The sequence below is a fragment of the Haemophilus influenzae genome (genome assembly GCF_900475755.1).
Lineage (GTDB): Bacteria > Pseudomonadota > Gammaproteobacteria > Enterobacterales > Pasteurellaceae > Haemophilus > Haemophilus influenzae_D.
The window spans coordinates 1,821,877-1,834,484 of record NZ_LS483411.1; the positions used below are offsets into that span (position 1 = coordinate 1,821,877).

9 protein-coding genes are annotated in these 12,608 nt (G+C 35.4%); 2 read left to right on the plus strand and 7 right to left on the minus strand.

Annotated features, from left to right (window positions below; genetic code table 11):
• Window positions 1-41: 41 nt before the first annotated feature.
• The 7 genes from DQN24_RS08920 to DQN24_RS08950 form a co-directional block, all read right to left on the minus strand.
• Window positions 42-1,910, minus strand: coding sequence for a SurA N-terminal domain-containing protein (locus DQN24_RS08920; RefSeq protein WP_021034817.1), 1,869 nt, complete (start codon window positions 1,908-1,910; stop codon window positions 42-44).
• A 188-nt stretch (window positions 1,911-2,098) separates the two neighbouring features.
• Window positions 2,099-3,457 carry a tRNA uridine-5-carboxymethylaminomethyl(34) synthesis GTPase MnmE gene (gene mnmE / locus DQN24_RS08925; protein ID WP_111695732.1) on the minus strand — a complete coding sequence of 453 codons (1,359 nt, stop codon included), beginning with the start codon at window positions 3,455-3,457 and terminating at the stop codon, window positions 2,099-2,101.
• A 253-nt stretch (window positions 3,458-3,710) separates the two neighbouring features.
• Window positions 3,711-5,336, minus strand: a complete 1,626-nt coding sequence (gene yidC, locus DQN24_RS08930) for a membrane protein insertase YidC (protein ID WP_111695733.1) — start codon at window positions 5,334-5,336, stop codon at window positions 3,711-3,713.
• Window positions 5,336-5,596, minus strand: coding sequence for a membrane protein insertion efficiency factor YidD (yidD, locus tag DQN24_RS08935; RefSeq protein ID WP_005647910.1), 261 nt, complete (start codon window positions 5,594-5,596; stop codon window positions 5,336-5,338). The genes yidC and yidD overlap by 1 nt, the downstream gene beginning before the upstream one ends.
• Window positions 5,560-5,919 (minus strand): ribonuclease P protein component, encoded by a 360-nt coding sequence (gene rnpA, locus DQN24_RS08940; protein ID WP_041175288.1) that lies wholly within the window; start codon window positions 5,917-5,919, stop codon window positions 5,560-5,562. Before rnpA ends, yidD begins: the two co-directional genes overlap by 37 nt.
• Before the next feature lie 12 nt (window positions 5,920-5,931).
• Entirely contained in the window at window positions 5,932-6,066 is a 135-nt protein-coding gene (gene rpmH / locus DQN24_RS08945; protein WP_005539760.1) for a 50S ribosomal protein L34, read from the minus strand.
• 184 nt (window positions 6,067-6,250) lie between these two features.
• On the minus strand, window positions 6,251-7,696 hold the full coding sequence (locus DQN24_RS08950; protein WP_021034813.1) for a surface lipoprotein assembly modifier: 1,446 nt from the start codon (window positions 7,694-7,696) through the stop codon (window positions 6,251-6,253).
• 98 nt (window positions 7,697-7,794) lie between these two features.
• Between DQN24_RS08950 and DQN24_RS08955 the strand changes: the two genes are divergently transcribed.
• Both DQN24_RS08955 and DQN24_RS08960 read left to right on the plus strand, forming a co-directional pair.
• Window positions 7,795-9,654, plus strand: a complete 1,860-nt coding sequence (locus tag DQN24_RS08955) for a transferrin-binding protein-like solute binding protein (RefSeq protein WP_021034812.1) — start codon at window positions 7,795-7,797, stop codon at window positions 9,652-9,654.
• 12 nt (window positions 9,655-9,666) lie between these two features.
• Window positions 9,667-12,405, plus strand: coding sequence for a lactoferrin/transferrin family TonB-dependent receptor (locus DQN24_RS08960; RefSeq protein WP_021034811.1), 2,739 nt, complete (start codon window positions 9,667-9,669; stop codon window positions 12,403-12,405).
• The last annotated feature ends 203 nt before the right edge of the window (window positions 12,406-12,608 follow it).

Consider the following 12,608-nt stretch of genomic DNA (forward strand, 5'->3'; position numbering starts at 1 on the left):
CACTTTTGAGCAAAATTTATCTCAAATTATCATTTAACCTGTTATTGTTGCACTTCATCATCTTGATTGATGAAAGAGTCATTTACCTCAATTTTTGCTCTCTCACGTAATCCTTGTATTAACTGAAGTTGTAATTCAGATTGATGACTACGCAATAATTGCATACCAAATTGCGACAATTCTTTTTCACTTAAACTGCCTTGTTCAACCTTATTCAAGGCAACAACAACCACATCGCCATTTGAATTATGCACCACTTGATAAAGAGCTTTACTTGATTCAGGTTTAGCAATTGAAAATATACCATTTGTTAAAATAGGATCTTTATTTTCACTTAACGTAAAAGTCTGCTCACTTGAGAAATTAATGCCATCTATTTTTGATTCAGGGTTTTCACTTAATTTTTTCACTGCTTGTTGTGCTTTTTCATTAAGTACATTCTCAGCTTTCTGACGTTTTAAGAAAGTTTCAATATCTATTTTAGCCTCTTCTAAACTTTTTACGCCCTCTGCTTTGCGATCCAACACACGTACAATAATTGTGTGATAATCGCCTACATTAATTGGTTCAGAATTCATACCAACATTCGTAGTATCTGATTCAAATATTGTGTAAATAACATTAGGGAAATTTAATCCAGCAGGCACATTTTGACGAGAAAAATAATCGCTCTCTTGAACCTTAACACCTGCTGCTTGTGCTGCAGTATTAAGAGACTTACTGTCTTCAAAAGCCTTATCACTCGCTTGTTTTTCTAAAGAAAAATAACGACTCTCCATCAAAGATTTACGAACTAAATCTGCAATTTGAGCTTTCACATTCTCCAAACTTTGCGCTTTACGTTCTTGCACTAACACAATATGGTAATTGCCGTCCACATTGATTGGTTGGCTATATTGCCCTACCTGCAATGCAGCTGCGGCATCTTCAAAGGCTTTTGGTAATTCATTCGCATTTACCCAGCCTAAATCCCCGCCATTCTCGCCAGAAATTTTATCCAAAGATTTCGTTTTAGCGACATCAGCGAAATTTGCCCCTTTCTGTAATTCCTCATAAGCCACTTTCGCATCTTGTTCATTTGCAAATTGAATATGTGCTAAACGCTGAGTCATAAATTGTGCTTTATTATCTTGATAATATTGTGCAATTTCTATATCTGTAACTTGAAGATTTTTACTTATGTTATCTGCAGAAAGATCAATATACTGAACTTTAACCTGCTCTGGCTGAACAAAAGATTTTTGATTAGCTTCATAATAAGTTTTGATTTCATCATCAGATACTGATTGTTTTGCCATTTCATCTGCAAGAGATAAAGTTGCTAAACGAGCTAAACGCTTTTGAAAGAAAATTTCTGCACTATTTTTTACTTGAGCAGGAACAATAAATTCACTGTTAGCAACGCCATTTTGTATTTGTTCAAGAGGTAACGAAGCACGTAAAATTGAAGCGTAACCATCTGACGTTAAATGATTTTGTTGTAATATTCGTTGATAAACAGAATTATCAAATTTACCCTTTACTTGAAAATTAGGATCAGTCACGATTGCACGTTTAATCATTTCATCACTCACGCCTAATTTTAATTCTTTAACATATTGGCGAAGTAATTCTTGATCAATCATTAGATTAACGATGTTTTGACGAAGTGCGGTAACAAATTCAGGAGAATCTGACTGACCCATAAACGCCTCTCCCTCACGTTGTGCGCGTATTTCAAATTCTTGATTATAGCGATTTAAAAAATCTTGTTGAGAAATCACTTCGCCGTTCACTTTTGCCGCATAAGTATCATTTGAGCTAAAAAGATAGCCAGACATTCCACCAACTAAAAACGATACAGTAATCAAACCTAAGATAAATTTAGAAATCTTTGAGTTTGTTAAATTGTGCATTTTTTCAATTAACATTCTATAACCCTTGTTATAAATATAAAATTTTCCCGATTATAATCTAAACGTAAAAAATTAGCATCTTAAAAAGTGAAAACACCTAGTTCATAAAGCAAGCTAATAGCAATTCCTATCAACAAAACACCACCAAATATTGCCGCTTTTGATTTAAATTTTTGCCAAAAAATGACCGCACTTTACGCTTCCTATTTTCCAATGCAGAAAGAACTAAAAATATTACCAAGTAAATCATCAGATGTGAATTGACCCGTAATTTCACTTAAATAGCTTTGAACTAAGCGTAATTCTTCCGCTAAAAGTTCTCCCGCGTGAAATTCAGTAAGTTGAACCAAACCGATTTGTAAATGCTCTGCGGCTTTCTCAAGTGCATCTAAATGACGACGACGAGCTAAAAATCCCCCTTCGATACCTGTTTGAAAGCCCATTGCTTGTTTCAAATGCTCACGTAAAAGTTTTACACCATCATGCGTTTGAGCAGAAAGACTAATAATTTGATAACCGCCCTGTTCGCTTTCACTTGCTTGTTCGCCATTTAAATCAATTTTGTTTCTAACAATAGTAACTGGCAAGGTTGAGGGTAATTTTGCTAAAAATTCTGACCGCACTTTGCTTAAATCTACACTTTCAGGATCGCTACTATCTAACATCAAAATAATTCGATCGGCTTGCTCAATCTCTGTCCAAGCACGAGAAATGCCAATACGCTCCACTTCATCGGTTGCATCTCGAAGACCTGCGGTATCAATAATATGCAATGGCATACCGTCAATATGAATATGCTCACGCAATACATCACGGGTTGTACCTGCAATATCCGTGACGATAGCTGCTTCTCGACCAGCAAGTGCATTAAGCAAACTCGATTTGCCTGCATTCGGGCGACCAGCAATCACGACTTTCATCCCCTCACGTAAAATAGAACCTTGTTTAGCTTCAGAACGAACATTTTCTAGCTGATTAATAATACCACGTAAGTTTGCTTCAATTTTTCCATCCGCCAAGAAATCTATTTCTTCATCAGGAAAATCAATGCTTGCTTCTACATAAGTACGTAAATAAATCACAGAATCAACCAATTCATTTACTTTTTTAGAAAACTCGCCTTGTAAGGATTTCAATGCTGAGCGTGCCGCTTGTTCTGATGTTGCATCAATTAAATCTGCAATGGCCTCTGCTTGAGCAAGATCCAATTTATCATTCAAAAAAGCTTGTTCAGAAAACTCGCCTGGTCTCGCCAAACGGATTCCGTCAATTTGTAAAATACGTTTGAGTAATAAATCTAATACAACCTGCCCACCGTGACCTTGCAATTCCAACACATCTTCACCAGTAAATGAATTTGGCGATTTGAAATAAAGCGCAATCCCTTGATCTAAAATAGTGCCATCAGCATCTTTAAAAGGAAGATAATCTGCCATTCTTGGCTTAGGGCATTTACCTAATATAGCTTGAGCAACTTCTGTTGCTAAAGGTCCAGAGACTCTTAAAATCCCAATACCACCACGACCTGGCGCAGTAGCTTGAGCAACGATTGTTTCTTTCATATAAAACCTATTATTGTCTGGGGAAATATGATATTACCTAGGGTAGGTATACCCTAGGTTCATTCTAATGCTACCCCTTTGGGGTAGAGCTTGACGTTCCCCAAAGGGGAACTATTATTACTATAATTAACCGTGGGTATACTTACCCACGGTTGATTGCTTAGGGTAGGTACACACTACCTAGGGTAGGTATACCCACGGCAGCAAAATAAAGAAAGGCACGGAATGTGCCTTTCTTTTTGCCTGTTCGTGACTATTTTTTACGAGAATGCAACCCTTTTTTCTCTAAACCACGATAAATTAATTGCTGTTGAGCGATAGTGATCAAGTTAGATACTAACCAGTATAATACCAAGCCTGATGGGAACCACAAGAAAAAGAACATAAAAACTAATGGCATAAAATTCATTACTTTTTGTTGTGTTGGGTCAGTTACTGGTGTTGGAGACATTTTTTGCAACAAGAACATTGAGATACCCATTAAAATAGGGAGAATGTAATAAGGATCTTGTGCTGATAAGTCTTGGATCCAACCAAAGAATGGTGCATGACGTAATTCAACGGCTTCTAAGAACGTCCAGTATAATGCGATGAAAATTGGCATTTGAAGAAGAATTGGCAAACAACCACCAAGTGGATTTACTTTTTCTTCCTTATAAAGTTTCATCATTTCTTGGCTCATACGTTGGCGATCATCTCCAAAACGTTCACGCATTTCTTGCATTTTCGGTTGCAAAATACGCATTTTAGCCATTGAAGTATATTGTGCTTTTGTAAGAGGATACAAAATTGCTTTCACTACAATTGTTACACAGATAATCGCTAAACCCCAGTTAGATACAATCCCTTGAATAAAGGTTAATAACCAGAATAACGGTTTAGCAATAAACCAAGCCCAGCCATAATCAACGGTTAAATCTAAATTATTTGCGACAGTTGCCATTTGATTTTGAAGTTTAGGGCCAGTCCACAATGAACTTGTAATCGTCTCTTGGCTACCAGCAGGAATAGTGACAACAGGACCACGATAACCAATTGATGCAACATTATTTTTACTATCTGTAATTGTATAAAGTTGATTATTTACATCTTGATTTGGGATCCATGCAGAAACGAAATAATGTTGTAACACCGCAACCCAACCAGCTTTAGTATCAATAGAAAGATTATTATCTTGCATATCAGCAAAACTATATTTTTTATAGTTAGTGTCTGAAGAAGAATATGCACCGCCAGTATAAGTAGGCATTGCAACATTACCAGAGCTTTCAACAATAGAATGCTTCAATTGACCATAAGGCTCAACTTCAATGGCTTGACCACTTTGGTTATCAATCTTGTAATCTACGCCTAAATCGTAGCTACCACGTTTTAACACAAAGATTTTTTGATAAGTTACGCCATCTTTTTCAAAAAGAAGCGGTACAGAAAGAGATTCTTGACCCTCTGCTAATTTAAAATTATCGCCTTCAATTTGATATTGCGCACGACCAGAACGAGTATCAATACCGTTTTTACCAATTAAACCACTTTGCGCAATATAAATATGCTCTTTAGTATCTTTTAATAATTCAAACGGTGTTTTTGAATCCAATTCTGCATCATATTTTAATAATTCAGAGCTAATTACATCGCCACCCAATGTATCAATTTTCAAACGGAACACATCGTTTTCAAGAGTAATAATACGACCACGCATTTGAGAATCTGCTATGGCTTGTGAATTAGAAGGGGAACTTGCCGGAACGTCAGAAGTGGCAGTCATTGAAGTTGTTTGTTCAGTTTGCACAGGTGGATTTTTATCCAACTGCCATTGCTGATAAACAAGGAAAGAAATAAAAATCAGTGCAAGCACTAATAGGCTACGTCTTGAGTCCATTATTTTTTCTCATCATTATTATTGGTTTTTGGTGGAACAGGATCGAATCCACCTGCGTTTAAAGGATGGCATTTTAATACACGTTTCAGCGTAAGCCAACCACCTTTTAATAATCCGTGTGTTTTTAATGCTTCAATACCATAGCAAGAACAAGTAGGTACAAACCGACAACGAGCCCCAATAAACGGACTAATCATAATTTGATAAAGACGGATAATCTTAATTAAGATTTTTGTGCCAAGCGAATGTGTCTCTGCCATAATTTTTCGAGTATTTGTGCAAATGTGCTATTGTCGAGTTTTCCAATACCATTTTTAGCTACAAAAACAAAATCATAAGCAGGCAAGCGATGCTGTGATAAACGAAAACTTTCTCGTACTAAGCGTTTAATTCGATTACGCTCGTGGGCGCGTTTTAAATGTTTTTTAGCAACGGTCAAACCTAAACGCGGATGTTCAAGATTATTTTTTCTAGCAAGGATTGTAATTTCGGGAGTACTAGCTCTGAATGGCTGTTCGAAAACATTTTTGAATTGAATGGGAGTTAATAAACGTAACTCCCTTGAAAAGTTCAGCTTAATCACTAAGAATTGTGATTATGCAGATAAACTTTTACGACCTTTAGCACGGCGACGCGCTAAAACTTGACGGCCATTTTTAGTTGCCATACGAGCACGGAAACCGTGAGTACGACTACGTTTTAATACAGAAGGTTGAAATGTACGTTTCATTTTAATTTACCTAAATACAATTAAGAGTGAATAAAACAGGACGCAATTCTAGTCATAAAATGCGCGTTCGTCAAATAAGAAACGGAAATTTTTTAAAAAATTTCAAACTAATATTAAAAATATAGTGTATGCACATTTGACAATGTTAGAGATAACTCAACAGTTAGTTTACAACTTTTCAGCCTTAAAATGTTTTTCCAATTTCGAGATAAATTCTATTTTTATCATAACGATAAAAAGCATGATTACTAGTGGATTTTTGATAATCCCACGATAATTTGGGTGTTAGCCCCATAAAATGTATATTTCGATGCCATAAAGTAATTGTGGTTGTGTATTCGCGATTTTTTTGCTGTATACCAATAAAATCTTTCTCTTTGTACACTCGATTAGCATAACTAAAAGTAAAACGTGATGAAATACCATAAGGCCAATCCTGCCCCCAACCAAGTCTCAATGTCTTTTGTTGATAAGCATTATCTAATGCTTGTGTATTTTCTCTATGAAAATCCATGCCAACAAACCAAAATTGGGTGCTTTTAGGTAAATAAAATAATGTTGATGAAACGAAATAATAATTACCATCTAAATGTTTTCGGATTTTATAACGAGATTCTCCATACTCAAGTGCGGTAGAAATTTGCCAAGTTTTACTTAGCCAATCTATCATTTCTAAACGAATACCTAGTTTATCCGCATATTGCTTCATTGTATTCGTTCCAGAGCTACCGCCTGCATACCAGCGTTTTTCTTTAAAAGGAATCAACGAGACTTCAACTGAGGCAGTTTGATAGCCTAAACCACCACCTATACGCAAAGTAGCCTCATTGTATTTTTTATTATCCCAATAATATTTTCCATTCCCATTAAACATAGTTTTACTAAAAAAATGATCTGCCCACGGCCATTTTTTTTCTACTGATAAAGAATACCCTACCCCCTTCCCACTTTCTTTTTCCCAAGCGGTCCAATTACCAATTTTTGTGCCACTTTTTGGAGCGTTATTCAAATTATCATCATTTAAAAAATTTAATCCTACTTGCCATATCCATTGATTCCGCTGATTTAGTGTTAAAAGATACTGATCAATAACACCTAAAAATTTTTCATCATCTACCTCTGTACGTAATTTTTCAAATTGAATTTTGGCAGCTTCATTTTCATAGTTAAAAAATAGAGCTTGAGCTAATTGATAACGTAAAGGTAGTAAAGATGCGTCTCGAGCGAATAATTCACGATAATAAGCAATAGATTGAGTTAAATCACCTTGTTCACGAGCTTCAATAGCCTTTGCCCAAGTTAGTAAGAAATTATCTTGTTGAGGAAATTGTTTATATAGTGGTAATAACAGTTGAACTGCCTGAGTGTTATTTTGATATAAAGCAAGAATTAACCCACGCAAAACAAGTCTTGGATGGTGCGCTAATTGGCTTTTGGAAAGAGAAATAATATGCCTATTTGGTATTTCTTTCTTAGTCATAGAGGAAAAAGAGGAGGTTTTTAATTCCGCACTTTGAATTGTATTTGTCAATATATCATTTTTAGGACGTGCAACTTCTGCCCAAGCTACATTCGTTAATGATAAGCCTATTAATGATAAGAGAGAAAGTTGTTTTACGCCATTTTTCATATTTTATCCATTGAACTTAAAAAATTCTAAGTTGACATTATTACAAAAAAAAAATGATAATGCGAATGGTTATTAATTTTGTATAAGGATATAATTCTATGAAATCTGTACCTCTTATCTCTGGTGGACTTTCCCTTTTATTAAGTGCTTGTAGCGGGGGAGGTGGCTCTTTTGATGTAGATAACGTCTCTAGCCATTCCTCTTCTAGCAGATCGCGCTATCAAGATAATACTTCAAATTCAAGAACAAAATCGAATTTAGACAAGCTATCTATTCCCTCTTTAGGAGGGGGAATGAAGTTAGTTGCGCAAAATATACATCCTAACGCAAGCGGAGAACCAAGCTTATTGAATGATTATGTTGTTTTAACAGAGCTTTCCTCAATAAGAAAGGATATTGAAAGCAACAATAAAAACGGGGATACCCCAATTGGCTCAATTGAGGAACCTAATGCAGCATTACAAGGTTCCAATTCACAAAAATATGTTTATTCTGGGTTGTATTATATCGATAGTTGGCGTGATTTTTCGAAAAGCGGAGAGAAAAAAGCTTATGCTGGCTATTATGGTTATGCATTTTATTATGGTAATAAGACTGCAACAGACTTGCCAGTAAGCGGTGTAGCAAAGTACGAAGGGACTTGGAGCTTTATCACAGCAACTGAAAAGGGCAAAAGTTATTCTTTGTTAAGTAATAATAACCGACAAGCTTATTCCAGACGTAGTGCAATTCCAGCAGACATTGATTTAGAAAACGGTGACACGGGATTAACTAGTGAATTTACTGTGAATTTTGGTACGAAAAAGCTCACTGGAAAACTTTATTATAATTTACGTCAAACAAATCTTAATAAATCACAAGATACAAAACATAAACTCTATGATATTAATGCCGATATTTATAGTAATAGATTCAGAGGTAAAGTAAATCCTGCTCAAAAAAATTCTCAAGAACATCCCTTTACCAGCGAAGGAGTCTTAGAAGGTGGTTTTTACGGGCCTAAAGGTGAAGAATTAGGAGGAAAGTTTTTAGCTGACAATAAACGAGTTTTTGGGGTATTTAGTGCCAAAGAAACTCCACAAACCCCAGAAAACAAAGAGTTATCCAGAGAAACCTTAATTGATGGCAAACTAACCACCTTTTCTACTAAAACAACCAATGCAACAGACTTTACAACCCAAGATATATCAAGTTTTGGTGAGGCAGATTATCTTTTAATTGATAATCATCCCATTCCTCTTTTACCTGAAAATAGTGGTGATTTTATTAGTAGTAAGCACCATAATGTGGGAAATAAAACCTATAAAGTAGAAGCATGTTGCAATAATCTAAGCTATGTAAAATTTGGTATGTATTATGAGAATAAGCCTATTACAGAAGAAGAAAAAGACAAAGAAAAACAAACGGTGGCAACGACCAACACTTATTATCAATTCTTATTAGGTCACCGTACTGTCAGCTCAGAAATCCCTAAAATGGGAAGTGCAAAATATCATGGTAGTTGGTTTGGTTATATTAGTGATGGTAAGACATCTTACTCAACTACTGGAGATAAACAGCGAGATAAAAGTGGTGTTTCTGATTTTGATGTTAATTTTGACAATAAAACATTAAAAGGGGAGTTAAAACGTGCAGACACGCAAAATACCGTATTTAGTATTGAGGCAACCTTCAACGGTGGCAATTCCTTTAAAGGTACAGCAACTGCAAAAGATTTAGTAATAGATGGTAAAAACAGTCAAACTCAAAATGCCAAAATTAATATTACAACTGACGTAAACGGGGCATTTTATGGACCTCATGCTTCTGAATTAGGAGGATACTTCACCTATAACGGAAAAAACACCGCAACTACAAATGCTGGAAATTCACCAACAGCCGCCTCATCGCCTAATTCAGAAAATGCTCGTGCGGCCGTTGTGTTTGGAGCTAAACAACAAGTAGAAACAACCAAATAATGGAATACTGAAATGACTAAACAATCCTATTTTCGCCTAAGTATTATTTCTTGTCTTTTAATTTCATGCTATGTAAAAGCAGAAACTCAAAGTATAAAAGATACAAAAGAAGCTATATCATTTGAAGTGGGCACTCAAAGTACAGAAGATTCAGAATTAGAAACTATCTCAGTCACTGCAGAAAAAATAAGAGATCGTAAAGATAATGAAGTAACTGGACTTGGCAAAATTATAAAAACTAGTGAAAGTATCAGCCGAGAACAGGTATTAAATATTCGTGATCTAACACGCTATGATCCAGGTATTTCAGTTGTAGAACAAGGTCGCGGTGCAAGTTCTGGATATTCTATTCGTGGTATGGACAGAAATAGAGTTGCTTTATTAGTAGATGGTTTGCCTCAAACGCAATCTTATGTAGTTCAAAGCCCTTTAGTTGCTCGTTCAGGATATTCTGGCACTGGTGCAATTAATGAAATTGAATATGAAAATGTAAAAGCAGTCGAAATAAGCAAAGGGGGCAGTTCTTCTGAGTATGGTAATGGGGCACTAGCTGGTTCTGTAACATTTCAAAGCAAATCAGCAGCCGATATCTTAGAGGGAGACAAATCATGGGGAATTCAAACTAAAAATGCTTATTCAAGCAAAAATAAAGGCTTTACCCATTCTTTAGCTGTAGCTGGAAAACAAGGGGGATTTGAAGGGGTCGCCATTTACACTCAACGAAATTCGGAGGAAACCCAAATCCATCCAGACGCATTAAAAGGCGTACAAAGTTATGATCGATTAATCGCCAAAACAGATAAATCCTCAGCATACTTTGTGATGCAAAATGAGTGTCTAAATGGTGATTATGACAAGTGTAAAACCTCACCCAAACCACCCGCAACTTTATCCTCCCAAAGAGAAACTGTAAGTGTTTCAGATTATACAGGGGCTAACCGTATCAAACCTAATCCAATGAAATATGAAAGCCAGTCTTGGTTTTTAAGAGGAGGTTATCATTTTTCTGAACAACACTATATCGGTGGTATTTTTGAATTAACACAACAAAAATTTGATATCCGTGATATGACATTTCCCGCTTATTTAAGCCCAACAGAAAGGCGTGATTTAAGCACTCCTTCTTTTTATCCCATGCAAGATTATGGTGCATACCAACGTATTGAAGATGGCCGAGGCGTTAAATATGCAAGTGGGCTTTATTTTGATGAACACCATAGAAAACAGCGTATAGGTATTGAATATATTTACGAAAATAAGAACAAAGTGGGAATCATTGACAAAGCAGTGTTAAGTGCTAATCAACAAAACATTATACTTGACAGTTATATGCAACATACACATTGCAGTCTTTATCCTAATCCAAGTAAAAATTGTCGCCCAACACTTGATAAACCTTATTCATACTATCATTCTGATAGAAATGTTTATAAAGAAAAACATAACATGCTGCAATTAGATTTAGAGAAAAAGATTAAACTGGATTGGTTTACTCAACAAATTGCTTTCAATCTTGGTTTTGATGACTTCACTTCAATGCTTCAGCACAAAGATTATTTAACTCGACGTGTTATCGCTACGGCAAGTAGTATTTCAGAGAAAGGTAAAATAAGAAATGGTTTCTCCTCAACCCCTTACTTATACCCGAAACCAAATCCATCTTTTGTAGGACAAGATTTTTGTAATTATCAAGGTAATTCCTCTAATTACAGAGACTGTAAAGTGCGGTTAATTAAAGGGAAAAATTATTATTTCGCAGCACGCAATAATATGGCATTAGGGAAATACGTTGATTTAGGAGTAGGTATTCGGTATGACGTATCTCGTACAAAAGCTAATGAATCAACTATTAGTGTTGGTAAATTTAAAAATTTCTCTTGGAATACTGGTATTGTCATAAAACCAACGGAATGGCTTGATCTTTCTTATCGCCTTTCTACTGGGTTTAGAAATCCTAGTTTTGCTGAAATGTATGGATGGCGGTATGGCGGCAATAATGCTGATGTTTATGTAGGTAAATTTAAGCCTGAAACATCTCGTAACCAAGAGTTTGGTCTCGCTCTAAAAGGGGATTTTGGTAATATTGAGATCAGTCATTTTAGTAATGCTTATCGAAATCTTATCGCCTTTGCTGAAGAACTTAGTAAAAATGGAACTACTGGAAAGGGCAATTATGGATATCATAATGCACAAAATGCAAAATTAGTTGGTATAAATATAACTGCGCAATTAGATTTTAATGGTTTATGGAAACGTATTCCCTACGGTTGGTATGCAACATTTGCTTATAACCGAGTAAAAGTTAAAGATCAAAAAATCAATGCTGGTTTAGCCTCCGTAAGCAGTTATTTATTTGATGCCATTCAGCCCAACCGCTATATCATTGGTTTAGGCTATGATCACCCAAGTAATATTTGGGGAATCAATACAATGTTTACTCAATCAAAAGCTAAATCACAAAATGAGTTAGTAGGACGACGGGCATTAGGTAGCAGTTCAAGGGATGTAAAATCAACAAAAAAACTTACTCGAGCATGGCATATTTTGGATATATCAGGTTATTACATGGTGAATAAAAGTATTTTGTTCCGATTAGGAGTATATAATTTATTAAACTATCGCTATGTCACTTGGGAAGCGGTGCGTCAAACAGCACAAGGTGCGGTCAATCAACATCAAAATGTTGGTAATTATACTCGCTATGCTGCCCCTGGGCGAAATTACACTTTAACATTAGAAATGAAATTCTAAATTAAAATGCGCTAGATGGACTAAATATGCTATATTTATACCCAAGCTGGCGCATTTCTTTTCTTTTCTTTTCTGTTCTATAATATAGTTAAATGAAAATCTAAACCTAGATTTTTTAGAAGATCTTTTCACGCATTTATTGTAAAATCTCCGACAATTTTTACCGCACTTTTCTCTATTACAAAAATAACAAGGATCCTTTT